This is a genomic window from Palleronia rufa (assembly GCF_000743715.1).
In the GTDB taxonomy this organism is placed as follows: domain Bacteria; phylum Pseudomonadota; class Alphaproteobacteria; order Rhodobacterales; family Rhodobacteraceae; genus Palleronia; species Palleronia rufa.
This window is the reverse complement of record NZ_JQEY01000013.1, coordinates 58,932-76,083: the sequence shown is the minus strand read 5'-3', so window position 1 is coordinate 76,083 and position 17,152 is coordinate 58,932. Positions and strand designations below refer to the sequence as shown.

At 67.9% G+C, this 17,152-nt stretch carries 19 protein-coding genes and 2 pseudogenes; 14 read left to right on the top strand and 7 right to left on the bottom strand.

What is annotated here, in order from left to right:
• Window positions 1–73: 73 nt before the first annotated feature.
• Both KW83_RS15045 and parA read left to right on the top strand, forming a co-directional pair.
• Window positions 74–1,006, top strand: coding sequence for an IS5 family transposase (locus tag KW83_RS15045; protein ID WP_036172902.1), 933 nt, complete (start codon window positions 74–76; stop codon window positions 1,004–1,006).
• Between the two features lie 284 nt (window positions 1,007–1,290).
• Complete coding sequence (parA, locus tag KW83_RS15040) at window positions 1,291–1,911, top strand: ParA family partition ATPase (RefSeq protein WP_036180545.1); 621 nt, start codon at window positions 1,291–1,293, stop codon at window positions 1,909–1,911.
• On the opposite strand, the gene KW83_RS15035 is transcribed toward parA, so the two are convergent.
• A complete protein-coding gene (locus KW83_RS15035) occupies window positions 1,912–2,091 on the bottom strand; it encodes a hypothetical protein (protein WP_036180543.1) in 180 nt (59 codons plus the stop codon).
• A gap of 456 nt (window positions 2,092–2,547) precedes the next feature.
• Here KW83_RS15035 and KW83_RS15030 point away from each other — a divergent pair, with 456 nt between their 5' ends.
• From KW83_RS15030 to KW83_RS20095, 4 genes are all read left to right on the top strand, one after another.
• A complete protein-coding gene (locus KW83_RS15030) occupies window positions 2,548–2,754 on the top strand; it encodes a cold-shock protein (RefSeq protein ID WP_036180540.1) in 207 nt (68 codons plus the stop codon).
• 112 nt (window positions 2,755–2,866) lie between these two features.
• The gene (locus KW83_RS20100) at window positions 2,867–3,286 is read left to right on the top strand and encodes a BrnA antitoxin family protein (RefSeq protein ID WP_235191435.1); all 420 of its coding nucleotides are present in this window, start codon (window positions 2,867–2,869) and stop codon (window positions 3,284–3,286) included.
• 13 nt (window positions 3,287–3,299) lie between these two features.
• Entirely contained in the window at window positions 3,300–3,431 is a 132-nt protein-coding gene (locus KW83_RS21730; protein WP_268745549.1) for a hypothetical protein, read from the top strand.
• A gap of 636 nt (window positions 3,432–4,067) precedes the next feature.
• A protein-coding gene (locus KW83_RS20095) for an IS630 family transposase (protein ID WP_161785428.1) occupies window positions 4,068–5,008 on the top strand; the annotation gives its coding sequence in 2 pieces (ribosomal slippage) (window positions 4,068–4,400 and window positions 4,403–5,008; 939 coding nt in all).
• A gap of 179 nt (window positions 5,009–5,187) precedes the next feature.
• Here the strand turns inward: KW83_RS20095 and KW83_RS15010 are convergent.
• The gene (locus KW83_RS15010; protein ID WP_036180538.1) at window positions 5,188–5,532 is read right to left on the bottom strand and encodes a hypothetical protein; all 345 of its coding nucleotides are present in this window, start codon (window positions 5,530–5,532) and stop codon (window positions 5,188–5,190) included.
• A 229-nt stretch (window positions 5,533–5,761) separates the two neighbouring features.
• Between KW83_RS15010 and KW83_RS22015 the strand changes: the two are divergent.
• From KW83_RS22015 to KW83_RS22005, 3 genes and pseudogenes are all read left to right on the top strand, one after another.
• A pseudogene (locus tag KW83_RS22015) lies at window positions 5,762–6,385 on the top strand (Mu-like prophage major head subunit gpT family protein); the annotation flags it as partial.
• 338 nt (window positions 6,386–6,723) lie between these two features.
• Window positions 6,724–7,176: a Mu-like prophage major head subunit gpT family protein gene (locus KW83_RS22010; RefSeq protein ID WP_407667875.1), complete on the top strand. Its 453-nt coding sequence runs from the start codon at window positions 6,724–6,726 to the stop codon at window positions 7,174–7,176.
• Between the two features lie 643 nt (window positions 7,177–7,819).
• Window positions 7,820–8,698: a phage protease gene (locus KW83_RS22005; protein ID WP_152563607.1), complete on the top strand. Its 879-nt coding sequence runs from the start codon at window positions 7,820–7,822 to the stop codon at window positions 8,696–8,698.
• Window positions 8,699–9,263: 565 nt separating this feature from the next.
• On the opposite strand, the gene KW83_RS14990 is transcribed toward KW83_RS22005, so the two are convergent.
• Window positions 9,264–9,857, bottom strand: a complete 594-nt coding sequence (locus tag KW83_RS14990) for a lytic transglycosylase domain-containing protein (protein ID WP_036180619.1) — start codon at window positions 9,855–9,857, stop codon at window positions 9,264–9,266.
• A 164-nt stretch (window positions 9,858–10,021) separates the two neighbouring features.
• Here KW83_RS14990 and ssb point away from each other — a divergent pair, with 164 nt between their 5' ends.
• Complete coding sequence (gene ssb, locus KW83_RS14985) at window positions 10,022–10,495, top strand: single-stranded DNA-binding protein (RefSeq protein ID WP_036180530.1); 474 nt, start codon at window positions 10,022–10,024, stop codon at window positions 10,493–10,495.
• A gap of 204 nt (window positions 10,496–10,699) precedes the next feature.
• Here the strand turns inward: ssb and KW83_RS20090 are convergent.
• A pseudogene (locus KW83_RS20090) lies at window positions 10,700–10,816 on the bottom strand (FAD-dependent oxidoreductase); the annotation flags it as partial.
• 98 nt (window positions 10,817–10,914) lie between these two features.
• Between KW83_RS20090 and KW83_RS14975 the strand changes: the two are divergent.
• Window positions 10,915–11,715: a lytic murein transglycosylase gene (locus KW83_RS14975; RefSeq protein WP_036180525.1), complete on the top strand. Its 801-nt coding sequence runs from the start codon at window positions 10,915–10,917 to the stop codon at window positions 11,713–11,715.
• Between the two features lie 840 nt (window positions 11,716–12,555).
• Here the strand turns inward: KW83_RS14975 and KW83_RS14970 are convergent.
• The 3 genes from KW83_RS14970 to KW83_RS14960 form a co-directional block, all read right to left on the bottom strand.
• Window positions 12,556–13,533 carry a GGDEF domain-containing protein gene (locus KW83_RS14970; RefSeq protein ID WP_036180522.1) on the bottom strand — a complete coding sequence of 326 codons (978 nt, stop codon included), beginning with the start codon at window positions 13,531–13,533 and terminating at the stop codon, window positions 12,556–12,558.
• Window positions 13,530–14,117: a heme NO-binding domain-containing protein gene (locus KW83_RS14965; RefSeq protein WP_152563606.1), complete on the bottom strand. Its 588-nt coding sequence runs from the start codon at window positions 14,115–14,117 to the stop codon at window positions 13,530–13,532. Before KW83_RS14965 ends, KW83_RS14970 begins: the two co-directional genes overlap by 4 nt.
• A gap of 64 nt (window positions 14,118–14,181) precedes the next feature.
• The gene (locus KW83_RS14960) at window positions 14,182–14,460 is read right to left on the bottom strand and encodes a DUF3572 domain-containing protein (protein WP_036180518.1); all 279 of its coding nucleotides are present in this window, start codon (window positions 14,458–14,460) and stop codon (window positions 14,182–14,184) included.
• A gap of 107 nt (window positions 14,461–14,567) precedes the next feature.
• On the opposite strand from KW83_RS14960, the gene KW83_RS14955 reads away from it, so the two are divergent.
• From KW83_RS14955 to KW83_RS14945, 3 genes are all read left to right on the top strand, one after another.
• Window positions 14,568–15,974 carry a diguanylate cyclase gene (locus KW83_RS14955; protein ID WP_051928550.1) on the top strand — a complete coding sequence of 469 codons (1,407 nt, stop codon included), beginning with the start codon at window positions 14,568–14,570 and terminating at the stop codon, window positions 15,972–15,974.
• Window positions 15,975–16,074: 100 nt separating this feature from the next.
• A complete protein-coding gene (locus KW83_RS14950; RefSeq protein WP_036180515.1) occupies window positions 16,075–16,464 on the top strand; it encodes a DUF983 domain-containing protein in 390 nt (129 codons plus the stop codon).
• Window positions 16,437–17,135 (top strand): NUDIX hydrolase, encoded by a 699-nt coding sequence (locus tag KW83_RS14945; protein ID WP_036180512.1) that lies wholly within the window; start codon window positions 16,437–16,439, stop codon window positions 17,133–17,135. Before KW83_RS14950 ends, KW83_RS14945 begins: the two co-directional genes overlap by 28 nt.
• Window positions 17,136–17,152 lie beyond the last annotated feature (17 nt).

Sequence of the window (17,152 nt, the reverse complement as noted above, 5' to 3'; positions counted from 1 at the left end):
GTCACGGATCGGCTCTGTTGCACAAACCCGGTGAGGGATTCATGTCGTGAGTCCAGCGTGGTAGCTGGACGACATGAGCAGACCCACACCGCCAACCTACAAGACCAAGAACTGGCCGGCCTATAATGAAGCGCTCAAGCGCCGTGGCTCGCTGACGATCTGGTTTGACCCAGAGATGATCTGGGATGCTGCGCCGACCGGCAAACGCGGCCGACAGCCAACCTACAGCGATACCGCCATCCAGACATGCCTGACGATGAAGGTTCTGTTTGGCATGGCGTTGCGCCAGACGACCGGGTTCGTCGAGAGCCTGTTGCGTCTGATCGGTTTGAACTGGGCGGTGCCCGACTTCAGCACGCTATCGCGCCGCCAGAAAACGCTGGCCGTGAACATCCCGTATCGTGGCTCCAACGGCCCAGTGCATCTCCTGATCGATAGCACGGGCATCAAGGTCGAGGGTGAAGGCGAGTGGAACGCACGCAAGCATGGTGGGCCCAAGCGGCGGGTTTGGCGCAAGATCCATCTTGGGATCGACGACCAAACGCTGGAGGTTCGGGCGCTCGAGATTACCGGAAGCCACATCGGTGATGCGCCGGTGATGCCCGATCTGCTCAACCAGATTCCGGCGGACGAGGCGATCGGCAGCGTCACTGCAGACGGTGCCTATGATACCCGCAAATGCCACGACGCCATCGCTGACCGCGGGGCGAATGCCGTCATCCCACCCCGCAAGAACGCCAAGCCGTGGAAGACCGTCACTGCGGGTGCCGTGGCCAGAAACGAGGCCCTGCGAGCTTCGAAATATCTCGGTCGCGCGATCTGGCGAAACTGGAGCGGATACCACCGCCGAAGCCGCGTCGAAACCAAGATGCACTGCGTTAAATTGCTGGGGCAGCGCCTCATGGCGCGGGACTTCGACCGACAAGTCGCGGAAGTCCAGGTCCGCATCGCCGTCATGAACGGCTACACCGCCCTTGGCATCCCTGTCACAGAGGCCGTGGGATGAATCCGTCCGGGGAAAGGGGAATCTCGGGTATTAAAAGCTTTGTGTAACAGAGTCCGTTCAGGCAGGAAAGTAATATCGCCGAGAAAAAGTCTCAGAGAGCCGGTGTGTTTTCCCGATATTGGCTCTAACGATCTATCGCACAATCGCCAGGACCTGCCGCGCTTCACGTGACAGGTCGATGTCGTTGGGGCTCCCACCGGACGGAATGCGTCAGCAGGCGACGGGCGATTGCCCTTGCGTGCACCCGCGTCTACTCTGCGCTGCGGCACCCCAGGAGGACCGGCATGGGACATGTGATCACCGTAGCGCAACAGAAGGGCGGGGCGGGCAAGACCACGCTTGCGGTGAACCTGGCCGTGGCGCTGAGCCGGGCGGGACATGCGGTGGCCGTTCTGGACACCGATCCGCAGGGCTCCCTCGGGCACTGGTTCATCACCCGCGAGGAAGCGGGCGATCCGGGAATGGAGTTCGGCACCGCCAGTGCCTGGGGCGCGGGGTACGAGTGCAAGAAGCTGCGGAAAGCCCATGATTTCGTCATCGTCGACACGCCGCCCAAGGTGGACAGCGACTTGCGCCCGGCCTTGCGCGAAACATCGCTGGTGGTGGTGCCGGTGGCCACCAGCCAGGTCGATCTCTGGGCGCTGGATTCGATCCTGGAACTGGCCGAGAGGGTCGATGTGCCGTCGCTGGTGGTGCTCAACCGCTTCAAGGCCGGAACGCGGGTCTCCGACGATGTGGAGAGGGCGCTGCAGGAACGCGGGGTGCGCCGGGCCGCAACGGTGCTGGGGAACCGCGTGATCTATGCCGAAAGCCTGGGCCAGGGAAAGGGCGTGCTGGAAAAGGGCAAGGGCAGCTGGACGGCCGAGATGGACGCCCTGACAGACGAGATCCTGGCGGTCCTGTGATCAGCCCCGCTCGAGCGCCGCGCCGGTGCCGATGCCGCGCAGGACGCCGATGAAGAGCGCAACGCTTGCGATTGTGACGTATCCGCTGAGCGCCATCAGGATCGCGAAATTGCCCAGGTAGAAGGCCACGACGGCGACCGGAAGGGCGAACGCGAGGCTGGCGAGGATGATGAGTCTCATGGTCCTGCGATCCGTCTGCTGTAATCCGACGTCTGCGGCGATTGAGCCACAGAATCGAAGTTTCGGAAAGAACAATCTTGACGCCGGATCGGCAGCGGTTCGGCGGGTCATGGAGGTTGTGCGGAAATTGCGATGTCGGGTCAAGCCTTTGCAGGCCGTTGCCGGGAGATTTTGCGCGGATTGCAGGCCGAAAATACACTTTAAGAGAAACTTTTCCGGCGTTTTTTCGGGTATCTATCAACTTTAGGTTGATATTTGCTGAATTCCGGCGAAGATTGGCCGATCCGTGCGCCGAAGCTGGACTCCGTTACGCCGTCATGCCATAGGTGGGGCGCAAGCTACCTCTATCGATCTCTGTCTTTTCCCTTTGCGGAGCTACAGCGCACTCGATCCGGGCACACTTCGCCATGCTGTTGCACTAACGCGAACAGGTTGAAAACTATAGGAGATCTCACGATGGCAACTGGCACCGTGAAATGGTTCAACACCACCAAGGGCTTCGGCTTCATCGCCCCCGACGAGGGCGGCAAGGACGTGTTCGTCCACATCTCGGCCGTCGAGCGTGCCGGCCTGACCGGCCTCAGCGACGATCAGAAAGTCAGCTTCGACCTGGAATCCGGCCGTGACGGCCGCCAGTCGGCGACCAACCTGGAACTCATGTAAGATCGCCTCGGACTCCGGTCGGAGTCCTGTAGGAGAGTTGTAGGAGGGCGCGAACGCATCGTTCGCGCCCTCTTTACGTTTCGGGGGCAGTCTGCGGCCCATGACCAGACGCATGACCAAGACCGAGCGCTTCGCCACGGAGCGCATGTACCGCAACCTCCGCGCGCTGGAGGACGAGAGCGTGGTGGACGACCTGATCCGCGACCTCTGCCCGGACGCGTGGCGCACCCTCCACGACGATCTGGACGTGCGCGAGAAGAAGGTGCATGTCACCCTGCGCCTCGACGCGAGCGTGGCGGCGTTCTACCGCGCCATGGGCCAGGGCTATCAGGCGCGGATCAACCGGATCCTGGCGACCTATGCGCAGCTCCGGATCGCCAAGGCCGAGATGTTCGAGCGCGAGTTTTCCGCCTGGCGGAAAGAGATGCGCCGCACCGGTTCGGTGCCCGGCGTGACCCGCCCCGACGGCTCCAGCTGGGCCGATCCGGAACAGCCTGCCCCCAACGGGCGTTGGCTGCCCAGTGAAGAGTAAACTGGAGGCCCCCATGCTGAAACGACTGATCCGATCCCTCTTCGGCGGCTCGCGCCGCCGGTCCACCACACGCTCCACCGGCAGCGGCAGCGCCGAGAGCCAACTGGCGAAAGGCGCGGCACGGACGGTGAAGAAGCGGTTGTGAGGGTGGCGAGGGTGAGATGTGAGAGCGCGGCTGCAAGGTCGCGCTCTTTTTTTTCAGTCCATGGAACAGACTGCGGAAACAAAGACAATACCTGCGCACTGGGCTCTGAGAAAACTCAACGCGCAGACCTTTGCTGCGAACTGACTTTTGTACCTATATGGCAATTAGTCGTCTGATGCAATGTTAGCTTGAAATTGATCTTTTTAAGACATTTCGCTAACTTCTGGTAATGCCTGCCGAATTGCGCGAGCATAACGCTGACAACCACCAATATTACCATCAAAATTGTGCTGAATGATCCTATTTTGTTCATCAATTTGAACTTTAATCGTACAGTTATAGTTGACGGTTGTCGGAACGTACGATGTTGTCGTTCCCGAATAGCTTCCGTAGGCACTTGATCCGCCAGAATAAGCTGAAGCGCTTCCCGAATTGTAGGAAGTTACGGGAGTTGTAGTTGTAACATTCCGACTCGAGCTCCAGATTATTAAACGCCGCCCTGCGATTGTTTGTTCAGAGTCAGGAAAGCCTAAGATAGAAACTAGAGCGGGATGAAATCAGCCTGAATCGATAGAGGATTCACAGGCCTGCATTTTGGTGATTCACTGTTGCCGACCACAAGATGGAGGGCGAGTAGTGGGTAGAGCACTTTCAATGGACCTTCGAGAGAGGGCAATGGCGCGGCTGTTGGGGGGCGAGAGCGTGCGTCAGGTCGCAGCGGCCCTGGATGTGGCTCCGTCCAGTGTTGTGAAGTGGTCGCAGCGTTTGCGTGCGACCGGGAGTTGCGCTCCGGCAGGGACAGGCGGCCACCCGCCACGCAAGATTGCAGGCGGGCATGAGGCGTGGCTTCTGGAGCGGATAACGGAGCCGTTCACACTGCGCGGACTGGTGGTGGAACTGGCCGAGCGCGGGCTCAAGGTCGACTACCGCACCGTCTGGGCCTTCGTGCGCCGCACGGGCTACTCGTTCAAAAAAAGACCCAACTCGCCGAGGAGCAGAACCGCCCCGACGTGAGCCGCCGCCGTGTGCGCTGGAAGCGGCACCAGGGCCGGATCGACCCCCGTCGTCTCGTGTTCATTGATGAAACCTGGGCCAAGACCAACATGGCCCCGCTGCGCGGCTGGGCTCCCAGAGGTGAACGCCTGATCGGGCGGGCCCCGCATGGTCACTGGCGCACCATGACCTTTATCGCAGCGCTGCGTCATGATCGGATCGACGCGCCCTTTGTTTTGGACGGTCCCGTCAACGGCGAAGCGTTCCGGGCTTATGTCGCGCACGTGCTCGTCCCAACCCTGCGCCCGGGCGATGTGGTGGTTATGGACAATCTGGGCAGCCACAAAGGGCAAGCCGTGCGGCAGGCGATCCGTAACGCGAAAGCGCATCTACTTTTTCTGCCGCCCTACAGCCCCGACCTGAACCCGATTGAACAGGTCTTCTCGAAGCTCAAACACATGCTCCGCAACGCAGCCGAGCGCACAATGGAGGCAACGTGGCGCAGGATCGGGACACTGCTCGACCGCTTCAGCCCACAGGAGTGCGCGAACTACCTCGCCAATACTGGATACGCTTCAAGCTAATCTCATCATGCTCTAGACCCCAACGATTGACGCTACCCTGTCGCAATTTTCATGCCGGCGGCTCTCGCAGCCGTCTGTTCGGGCAGGACGTAGCCGCCAAGCGTGTTCGTACGCACGTCGCCCGGTCAAGTTCTTCCACGCATCGCCGGCAGGCTCGACGCCTTCCAGTTCATCTGAAGTTATCGCCTCTTCAAGCAACGTCTGGACGCTCGCCAGATCGGAAAACGTGGGTCGAGACGGTCCAACTGATCCTGCGCGCCTGCGAGCGGCACGGGATCTTCGACCGTCTCTATACCGACAACGGATCGGCCGTTGCGGGCCACCCGGTCGCTGGCGGGAACGTCCACCGCTTCCGCAATGCAGGCAGGACAACCGAACGCGTTCAGCCGCTTGGCGTCTGCCATCATCCGCGTATCCACCTGCACCTTGCCTTGCCCGGCAATGTCCGGGCGAAGATCGCCGGACGCACCTCCGCGGCGTTGTCGCGGGTGATCGACGACAGGCCCAAGATGGATGGTGCCCATGCAGGGCACACTCCGGGGGCCGCGCCGAGCGCGGACGTGACGCCCGTCCATATCGCAAGATCGTGACGCGCGAGATCGCCCGGCACAATGCCGAACCGGGCGGTCGCAACCGGGCGCGCGGGGCCGGTTCTATGCCCCAGTCTTCGCGGCGGGGCTGGAAAGCCGGATCACGCGCACGCCCACCGCGCGCCAGGCTCACCTTGGCAGCCCGACCTGTACGCCTGTGGCGATGGATCGCAGCGGGCGCGTCCGAGTCGACAACTGGACCTATGGCGGGCCGCTCACGATGGACGCGCTTCTGCCCTATCACGGAAAGGGCAGCGCATCCTTCTGGGCCGCAATCCCGATGTTTTGGCGGAACCGGCGCTGGCCTTCGATGAAGACGGCGCGCTCATCTGCGAAGGCATCGCCGCCATCGAACGCGGCACATACGACAGCCGCGAAGGTTCCCGAACGGCGACGCTACCGGAAGGATGCGGCAATGGCGGAAGAGGCCAACGCCTATCTCGACCAGGCCGAGTTCGCGGCCGCGATAGCGCAGCGCGATCTGAGCATTCCGGCCGCGCCGCCCGAGTCCGCCCCGGCGAAGATTGTGGTCGGGCGGTTTGGCGCGCCACTTCGAGACACGATTGCCGCACCGCGCGACGCGGTGCCCGAGGAATACTATCGAAACATGGATGCCGCCCTCCGCGCGAACCGCGCGTTCGAGAGCACCTTGAACATCCGGCGCGAGGACTTCGACGACGACCGCCTGGGCATCTTCAAGCCGATGATCGCCGGGACGGGCCACACCGCGCGGCTGCCTCCCGAAGAGCCCCTCTACGGCCTGCTGGAACCCGGAGCCTCGGCGCTCTGCCATGACGGTCAGGCGGTCTTCGACGCCGATCGCCCGACCGTGGATGCGGACCGTCGGCAATTGCGATGGCGGCACGTCCGGCACGCCGGGTCCGGCCTGGTATCTCTTCGACACGCCCGCGCCATGAGCATCGCCAGGCGGCAGATCGCGCTGCTGCATGTCGCGAAAGGCAAGCTGCACCTGTCCGAAGAGCACGCCCGCGCGACGCGCGTTCACATGGCGGGTGTGACCGGATCCACGGCTCGACCGGGACGGGTTCAACGCGATCAACCGCCCCGGCGATGCGCATGTCTTCATGACCGGCGAGGTCCTCTGCGGCGTCCGCGCGCGGGTGCATGCGGGCTTCGGCCCGTGGCATCTCGGCTTCGCCTCGAAGGCCCCGCGCACGGGTCCGGAACGAGGTCTCCGCCCGCACCGCGATGAGGCGCCCGCGCCGCGGCAAGGGCCGCATCCCGGGCGTCACGCCGAACACCGTGGTCGTCCCGCCGAAGCTGGAAGACGACGCGCTGCACATCCTCGATACCGAGCTGACCGAGACCGGCGGGAGATGGAGGACCGCGCCCGCGATGCCGGGGCGAATGCCGGGGCCGGGGTGGATCCGGTTCCAACCCCGCAAGGCGACGGCCGAGCCGGTCGTGACCCCGCTCCCGGCGGGCCGACCATGGCCGCCCCGGCCGCCATCCGCCAAGCGCAGCGCCTGCCGGACGGCACGGCGCGGACCCGGCCCGTCCACCTCATCCCGGTCGGCGCGTCTCCCGTGCCGCCCTACCAATAGAGCCAAGACGTGACCGATACGCCCGATCCGATGACTAAGGCCCTCGCCGCTCTGGATGAGGCCGCAGCCGCGCTGGCCACCGCTCGCGCCGCTCTTGCATCCGCCCTTGAAGGGGATGTTCAACGCCCCCGAAACACTCCGTTCAAGCCGCCCGCCACAACGCCCGAGGAGCACCGGCGCGAACATCGCTCCGGCAAGCCGTGCCGGGCGGCGCGACCGGACGGACGATCCGGCCGCGGTCATCCGGCGCACCCGCGACCGGGGTGTGGACCCGTCCGTGGACCATGCGCACCCCTCGGCCCACCTCGCGCTTCGCAAGAACGGGCCGGTCCCGGCCGCGGGCTGGATCGGGGAACCGGTCGCCGGGCCGGACGGGCTCCGGGGCCGCGACGGGCGGACGGCGCGGGCGTGAGAGCTGATCGCGGCGCGGGAGGACCGCTGCCCGAGCCCCGTCTCCACCCCCGCCCCGACGGCAAGATCCCGCGCGTCAAGGGCGCGGGTCTCGTCCGCGCGACGACCCTCGAGCTCACCGCCCAGTCCCGCCGAAAGACCGCCATGGACCCCGGGACCCGACCGGCCGGCCGCGCCCGGATCGCCGCCGCCCTCGGCCCGGGGATGCAGGCATCGACGCGATCCGCGCCGTCCCGGACGAAAGGATGTCCGCGAACCGCGCCGCTCCGGACCCGGCCCGCTCCGTGCCCGCCGCAGCCGTCGCCGAGCTGATGCGCGCCCATCGCGACCGGTCCGCCCGCATGTCCGGCCACGAGGCCGAGGCCCGCGTGGACGCGGCAACCGTCGCGGGCCACATCACGCCAGCGATGCGCGATTGGGGGCGCTCCGCCGTCGGTCGCCCGACCGCTTCGACGAGTTCCTCTCATCCTCGGCCACGCCGTTTGCGAAGCTGTCCGAGCCGCAGCACCGGCCGCGCCCGCGCGCATCCGGCCCGGCGCATATCGACGCCGGCACCGCCGCGCCCGTCGCGAAGCTGTCCGAGCCGCAGCGCCGGCCGCGCCCGCGCGCCGCGGATGACCGCCGCGGCCCCCGACGGATCCGGCGCACGGCCTGCGGCCCTCGCGGCCGTGGACGACGCCGCCGCCGCGCCCGCGCGCACCCGGCGCGGCTCAGGTGGATGCCGGCACCGCCGCGCCCTGCCGCCGGCTCGACCCTCGGGCCGAGCGCCTTCGGCTGACCCATCGCCGGCCGCGGGCCGGGGGCGACACGCGGCCGGGTCCGGGTCCGGGTTCGGGTTCGGGAGGCGTGCGGGCCGAACGGAGCGCGTCCATCGCTCGACCCGGTCCGCCACGTTCAGCGCCACCCGTGCCGCCTCCGCAGATCCGCGGCATGTCCGAAAGCGACGAACAGCGCGCGAAGGCACCCGCACATGCCGCTTCGGCATTCGGGGAGCCGGCACGGGTCCTGCGTCCGGAGGGCGTCGCCATGACGGGCGCGGCACGTATCGACGCGGCCCGGAATGGCGCTCGATGTCCTGCAAGGGCAGCCGCGCGGTCGGTCGGGCCGAGGCGCGCCGCGGATGACCGCCGCGGCCACCGACAGATCCGGCGCCCTGACAGCGGCCCGACGGCTCCGGCGCACGGCCTGCGGCCCTCGCGGCCGTGGACGACGCCGCCGCCGCGCTGGCAACCGTCCGGGCCGCGCCCGACGCCGCCTGTGAACGGGACGTTCGACGCCCCCGAAACACCCCGTTCACCCCGCCCGTCACACCGCACGAGGAGCACCGGCGCGCGCACCGATCCCGACGGCCGCGCCGGATCGACACCGACCCGGACCCGCGCGCCTTCGCCAGCGACCGGATCGACCGCATGACGTCCGCGCAGGTCGCAAACGCCGTGGCCACGTCCCACCCGACCGCCGCTCCGCCGTCCACGCCTGCCGGACCACCCGGCGAAACGCGACCCCCCGATCCCGACCCCATCCGGCGTCGCACCATTCCCGCCAGACGCCGGACCTCCGTCCCCTTCCAGCGACAAACCCACCGAAACCCGGTGACAAACCCGTTGAAAACACACACGGCGGGGGCAGCCTTCCCCCCGACCGCACGATCGAAAGGTTGAGTGCCTCTGCGCCGGGTGGATCCGTGCTCTAATTGCCCAGGATGGCAGTCACATACGCCGTCGTTTCGGCATAGGGCGGTACGCCGCCGTGCTTTTCCACCGCACCCGGACCTGCGTTATAGGCAGCCAGCGCATGGCGCCAGTTTCCGAAGCGGCGGTATTGCTGCGCCAGGTAGCGCGCCCCGCCGTCGAGGTTCTGAGCGGGATCCCTGGGATCGACCTTCAGCAGCCGCGCCGTTCCGGGCATCAGCTGCGCCAGGCCGATGGCGCCCTTGCTGCTGACAGCCGCCGGGTTCCAGGCGGATTCGCGCTGGACCAGCCGCAGAAAGACGTCCTCCGGGATCGAATGCTTGCGCGCCGCCTGCCTGGCGACCTGAAGCCAGGGACCGCGGTAGCGCCCGACGAAGGCCACCGTCGGGACCGCGGCGGCGCGGCGCTCGGGTCCCGGCTTGACCTCCGGCTGGAGCCTGCGCGACCCGGCATATTGCGATGCCGCGCGCCCGTCCAGAACGCCCAGCTTGGACGAAAACGCACTTTTTCCGCGGCTGGAGAACAGCGTGTCGGCCTCTGCGGGGAGGCCAAGAACGACAAGGATCACGGCAAGGAAGCGGAGCGGCGAAATCACCAAGGCAGTCTCCGAATGGCGCAGGGAGCAGGCAGAACTCACCCTGCGACCCTAGCCGCACCGGCACCGTTTTTGAAGCCGGTTTTCGCCCTGTCATCCGACCCGCCGCTATGCCAGCTTCTGGCGCACCGGGAATCGGGCGGAACGAAGGAGCGAGCACCATGGCGGGATCGGTGAACAAGGTCATCTTGATCGGAAACCTGGGGCGCGACCCCGAGACGCGGACGTTCTCGAACGGCGGCAAGGTCTGCAACTTGCGAATCGCGACCTCGGAGACCTGGAAGGACAAGAACACCGGCGAGCGGCGCGAAAAGACCGAATGGCATTCGGTCGCGATCTTTCAGGAGGGGCTGGTGCGCATCGCCGAGCAGTATCTCAAGAAGGGCTCGAAGGTGTATATCGAGGGCCAGTTGCAGACCCGCAAGTGGCAGGACCAGTCCGGTGCCGACCGCTACTCGACCGAGGTCGTGCTGCAAGGCTACGGTGGCACTCTGACCATGCTGGACGGCCGTGAAGGCGGCGGCGGTGGCGGGCAGGACGGCGACCGTGGCGGCTATGGCGGCTCCGACGAGCGTGGCGGCGGAGGCGGGCGCGGCAGCTACGGCAACGACATGGATGACGAGATCCCGTTCTGATCCGCGCGCGGGGCCGGGTTCCGCGCCGACGATCTCGGGGCCGTCGGACGCGCTGACGCCCGTTCCGCCGCCCGGACGGCCGCGCCAGCCGTCGCCGTGGCGCTCGGCGCCGATCGCGCCCATGGCGGCGTCGAAACCGGCGTCGCCATGGGCGGCGGGGGCGCCATGGTCGAACGCGCCGGCCGCGCCGCGCCGCGTCGCCAGGCGCCCGCCGGTGCCGCGGCTCTTGTCGAACACGGCGACGTCGCGCCCGTCCCGCGCCAGCCGCGCCGCCGCGGCCAGTCCGGCAAGCCCCGCCCCGATGATCGCCGCATCCCTCATGCGGGCGCAATCTAGCCTGTATGGGTGGCGATCCAAGCGGTTGGCGGATCGCGCCGGTCGCGCTAACCTGCCGTCAAACGGTTTTCAGGAGTTCACCGATGGTTTCCCCCCGCCGCGCGCTGGCCGCGCTTTGTCTTGTTTTGCTTCCTGCCACGGGCGTCGCCGCCCCCTGTTCGGATTCCGGCGGCCAGTACGAGCAATGGAAATCCCAGTTCGCCGCAGAGGCCCGCGCCGCCGGCATCGGCCAGAGCGGCATCCAGGCGCTGATGTCCAGCGGCTATTCCCAGGCCACGATCAATGCCGATCGCAACCAGAAGAGCTTCAACTACACGCTCGACAAATTCATGCAGGTCCGCGGGGCAGAGACCATCGTGGCCCAGGGCCGCAGCCGCAAGGCCGCGAACCCGGGCTTTTACCGGGCGCTGGAGGCGCGCTACGGCGTGCCGGCCGGCGTGCTGCTGGCGATCCACGGGATGGAGACCGGTTTCGGCGGGTTCATGGGCGACAGCCGCGTGGTGTCGTCGATCCTGACGCTGGCATATGATTGCCGCCGGTCGGCGTTTTTCACCCCCCATGCGCTGGCGGCATTGCAACTGGTGGACCGCGGCGTGCTGTCGGCCAGTTCCACGGGCGCAAAGCACGGCGAATGGGGTCACACGCAGTTCCTGCCGGGCAATGTGCTGCGCTACGGGGTCGATGGCGACGGCAACGGCCGGCTTGACCTGACCAACCAGACCGATGCGCTTGCCTCTACCGCGAATTTCCTGCGCCAGATGGGCTGGCAGCCGGGCGCAGGCTATCAGCAGGGTCAGCCGAATTTCCGCGTGATCGAGGCGTGGAACGCCGCGACCGTGTACCAGAAGGCCATCGCGCTCATGGCCGCGCGGATCGACGGCTAGGCGCCGCGGTCCGGTCGGGCGTGCGTCGCGCGGTCGTCCTCAGTGTCGCGCGCGGCGGGACGCAGACCAGAAGATCGCGGCACGGACCCGCCCTGCAGCGCCGGCGCTTGGAGGATCGGCGCGCTAGGATCGCGCCGGACGGGCGCATAGAGATACCGCATCCCGCGCGCGAACCGGCCCTTGCGTGGTCCGGCCGCGTGGCCGGCCAGGCTGAGCGCCGTTCTTGCGTTCCACGGCACCGGGACGGCGTGTCCCTCCCCGGACGCCTTCCAGCCGCGCCTGGTCGGCGTGCCGGCGAGGCCGGGGGGGGCCGCGTCTACCCGCCGTACGTAAGCGTTAAAACTGCACGCCGCGCGTGGCGCGCCCCCTCACGGTGCCGGATCCACATTCCCTGCCGACGATCGCCGCGCCGCGCGTTCGTCCGCAAGAGGCGGCGGTGCAGCCGAATCCCTCCGCCGCGACGCAGATCGGCACGGCCGGCGGGTCGGGCGGCCTCAGGCAGCGGCAGCAGCGTCGTCCGGCGCGTCACGGCTTCCGTCGGGACGGGCGGAATGCCGATCCGGAGTGGACGGGCGCATATCCCAGGATCGACACCGTCCAACCCAGGCCCGCGCGGACCGACCGCCGTCCGGCCGCGCCCCCATGCGCAGGATCAGGCAGTCCGACAGCGGAGCTGAGCTGCGCCGCGGGGCCATGAGTGGGGCGGCAACTCGCTGATTTCCCGCCGAAATGGGCATGCGCCGATCCGTTGGCGCAAAGGCCGTACCGCCCCGGACCGTTGAAAACCATCCTGCCGTTGCCCCGACGCGCCCGGTCGAACGGTCCGACGGCTGCCGCTCCTCATGCCGGCTGGCCGTGGAAGCAATGGGTGGCGCGCCCGGCGGATTTCGACCGGTAGAGGGCCGCATCGGCATCGGCGAACATGCGGACCGGATCGGGATCGTCGTAGTCGGTCGAGACGGTAATCCCGATACTCGCCGAAACGCGGTGGTCGCGCCCCTCGAACCGGACCGGACCCTCTATATCAGTGACGATCCGCCGGGCTATGCGGGCCAGCGTGGCCTCATCCGTCATGCCTGGCAGGATCAGGATGAACTCATCCCCGCCCACCCTTGCCACCGTATCCGCCGCCCGCACCGAATGAGACAGGCGCGCGGCCACCGCGCGCAGCACCGCATCCCCCGCGGCATGGCCATGGGTGTCGTTGACCTGTTTGAAATGGTCCAGATCGACCTGGCAGAGCGCGAAGGGTTCGGCCCGCTCCCGCGATTGCGCCATCACCTGGTCGAGCGCGCGACGGTTGCGCAGCCCCGTCAGCGTGTCGGTGAAGGCCTGCTCTTCGGCCACGGATTTCGCCCCGCGCAGGCGTTCGACCAGGCGGCGCATCTCCGAGAAAGCCATCTGCTTGGCCTCCAGAAGGTAGAGCGTGTCCACGGTCGGGTCGGTGGGTGCGAAATCGGCGGCGGTGAGACCCGCGCCGCCCAGATCCGGCAGATCCGCCAGACCGAAGGTAAGGTTGAGCACAAAGGCACCGTCCCCGGCCGCGTCCAGGATATGCCCCCGGAACTCGACGTTGCGGCCCTCGCGGAAGCCCAGCACCAGACGGCGGCCGGGGCGGGCCGACATCTGGGCGAACGTGCGCAGCCCCGCCGGGCGATGGACCGCGAAGACGTCCAGCAGGACCTGTCCCACCAGCGCGCGCGTGTGTGCGGTCTTGCGCATCGCGGGACCGGCGCCGACGATCCGTCCCCCGGCGTCGAGCCGCAGGTGCATGGGCATCGCCAGGTCCAGCATTCCGTCGGCAAGGGTCACTGTCACGTCGAACGCTCCGCAAGCTCGAACGCGCGGCCCGGCGTGAAGCGGGAGGACAGCACCACGATCTCGATCCGGCAGGCGTTCCCCGGGCCAGTCTTCAGTTCCGTGGTGACGAGCGCGCCGTAATCGTCCGCCATGGCGCGGATCCCGCCGACCAGCACGCCGCAGAGATCGGCGCTGGCTTTGGAGCAGTCGAGCGCATAGGCGCCGTTGCCCTCATCCTTCAGGCGCAGGCTGGGCAACTGCAGGTCCGGCAGGACCAGCCGCGCGCGGTCGGGAAGCTCGCGCAGCGAGTCGAGGAACGTCTCGAAATCGTCTCCGCCGAAGCGCAGGAGCCGCCGGATCCCGACCATCCGCGGATGCGACACCAGATAGGTGCCCAAATCCTCCATCAGATCCGCGCGGGTGCGTTGCAGGCGGTCCGCGGCGGCGTCGAGCACCGGCTCCGTCACCGTGTGCGGATACTCGAAGAGCAGTTCGAAACTGTCGAAGTCGAGTCGTGCGGCGCGGACCATATCCTGCCAGACCGTGCGCCCGTAGGTGTCCGTGACGAAGCTTTCCATGGCGCGGGCGAGGTTTGCGGACAAGGGGCGGACTCCGGTTGGCGCCCGCGTGTTCTGACAGGGAAACGTTAACGAACGGTAACCGCGCTCAGGTCCAATGCACCTCCTCCCCACCGGGAAGGGCCTGACGCGCCTGCCGGACCCGCTCGGGCGGGGTGCCCGACTGCGCACAGAACGCCAGGATCCAGCGGTCGTCCATCAGCACGAAATCCAGCACCGAAGCCAGAAAATCGGGCGACTCGACCCCGGCGCGGATCGCCGAGGCGTCGCAGCCCGTCGCCCCCATGAAGATGCCCAGCAGATCTTCCTCGGCGACGAGCCAGAGAACCACATCACGAGCCAATGATTGAGCGTGTTCTTGCCGCATCCTGCGGTTGTCCTAAGATCGGAAAGACTTTGTTAACATTGTTCGCGCACTGAGAAAACACAGACCCGATGGATCGGTCGCTCGCGACCCGTGACTTTGGAGACGGAATGGCCCGACGCGTCCTCATCGCTGACGGAATTGCAACGAATCGGATCGCGTTCAAGGCCGCCCTTGCCGCCGCCCGGTACGAGGTGACCGCCGTGGCCAGCGCGGCCGAGGCCGTGGCGGAGCTTGCGCTCGGCCGCGACGATCTGGCGATCGTGGACGGCGGCCTGGCGGATCTGGACGCCTCCGGCCTGACCCGGCTTCTGGCCGCCCGCCCCCATGCGACACCCCCCTGCCTTGTCGCGGTGGATGACGACAGCACCGATATCCGCGCCTCCTGGATCGAGCGCGGTGCGGCGGGCGTGCTCCTGCGCCCGGTGGACCGGCCCTGGCTGCTGACCCATCTGCGCGCGCTTCTTCGCGCGCGGGAAGCCTATGCCGAACTGTCGCGCCAGGTGGCGACCGCGGCGCGCATGGGCTTTGCCGAATCGCCGGCCACGTTCGAGCGCGCGCCGGTCATGGCGGTGGTCGCCAACGACCGCGCCGCCGCTGGGCGGGTCCGCCGCGGGCTCGATACGCGGCTGGGCGCGCGGCTGGAGGCGCTCACCCCCGACCAGATCCTGGGCGGAAGCGAAAGTACCGGCCGGCGCGACCTGGTGGTTCTGGCCGACGAGGGCGAGGATTCGCTCTGGCTGCTGTCGGAATTGCGCTCGCATCCCGGGCTGAAGCGCGCCGCGATCCTGGTGGAGAACGCTGCAGACGACGGTCCGCGCGGCACCCGGGCGCTGGATCTGGGCGCCAACGCCCTGCTGCGCCGCGATGCCGGCCCGCGCGAGCGCGCGGCGATCATCCGCCGCGCGCTGGCCCAGAAGCTGGAGCTCGACAGGCTGGTTCACCAGCTCGACGCCAATCTCAGAATGGCCGCGCGCGACCACCTGACCGGCCTCTACAACCGCCGCTACGCCATGCAGCACCTCGCCGATCTGGCCGGACGCACCCGGGCGGACGGGCGCGGCTACGGTGTCATCATCGCCGATGTGGACCATTTCAAGCGGGTCAACGACCGGCTCGGCCATGCCGCCGGCGACGCCATTTTGGCCGAAGTCGCCGCAAGGCTGCAATCGAACCTGCGCGGACATGACATGGTGGCCCGGATCGGGGGGGAGGAGTTCCTCATCGCCCTGCCCGACACCACCCCCGCCCAGGCGCTGATCGCCGCCGAACGTCTGCGCGAGGCGATTTCCAGCCGGCCGATCTATGCCGCCGGAGAAGCGCAGCGCATCACCGTGAGCCTTGGGATCGCCTGCAGCAGCGACGCGTCGCCGGACATGGCCCTGCAGATCGCCGATGCCGCACTCTATTCGGCCAAGGCCGCGGGGCGGGACTGCACACGTCTGGGAGAGGCGCCGAGGCCGCTCCACCCCGCCGCGGCGCCTGCCGCCATCGCCGCGGCATCCTTGCGCGGCTGACGACATTCACGCGACAAAGCCGCGCAATCGAGACCCGGGGCCTTTCGGGCCCGAGGAGTCCCGGGCTAGAAGGCGCTGAACGGGGGTCGGGGAGAGCGGCATGTTCGACGAGACGACGCAGTACGGCCTGGCGGCCGGGGACCGCGCGATGCGGCCCGCACTGGCCCGCGGCTTCCGCCGCTGCTGTCCCAACTGCGGTGCCGGTCCCCTGCTGCGCGGCTACCTGACCCTGCGCGAGCAATGCAACGTCTGCGGCGAGGATCTGACCCATGCCCGCGCCGACGACGCGCCCGCCTATCTCACCATCCTTCTGGTCGGTCATCTGATGGTCCCGTTCATGCACTGGGTCTTCGTCGCCTTCCGCCCCGAGCCCCTGGTGCTTGCCACGATCTTCTGTACCGTCTGCGTGGGGCTGTCGCTGTACCTGCTGCCCCGGATCAAGGGCATGGTGGTGGGATTCCAATGGGCCAAACGGATGCACGGGTTCTGACCGGTCCCGCGATCCGCGACGCGGCCAGCGTGATCGTCGTGCGCGACGCCGCGGGCACGCCGTCGGTGCTGATGGGCCAGCGCGGGCATTCCGCGGCCTTCATGCCCAGCAAATACGTGTTTCCGGGCGGGGCCGTGGACCCCGGCGACGCCGCCGTGCCGCTGGCCCGCGGTCCCAGTGCCACCTGCGCCGCGCGGCTTGCCCTGCGCGGCGACTGCCCTGCCGGGGCGCTGGCGGCCGCAGCGATCCGCGAACTTTGGGAAGAGACCGGCCAGGTCGCGGGGATCGCGGGCGACTGGCCCGACGCGCCGCCGGACTGGGCGCGGTTCGCCGCCACCGGCCACCGTCCCGACGCGCAGAGCCTGTCGTACATGTTTCGCGCGGTGACGCCGCCGGGACGGCCGCGCCGGTTCGACGCGCGGTTCTTCGTCATGCCGGCCGAGGCGCTGGCCTCCGATCCGGACGATTTCGACGCGGCCACGGACGAGCTGGGACATCTGCACTGGGTCGATCTGCGCCGCGCCCGTGCGCTGGACCTGCCGTTCATCACCTCCGTGGTGCTGGGAGAGGTCGAGGACCGCCTGCCCGACCTCACCCCGCCCGCCAGGGTGCCCTATTTCCGCAACGACGCCGCCTGGGCGGTACTCGACGACGCGGCACCGCAGGGATGAGCGCCTTCGGCATCGCG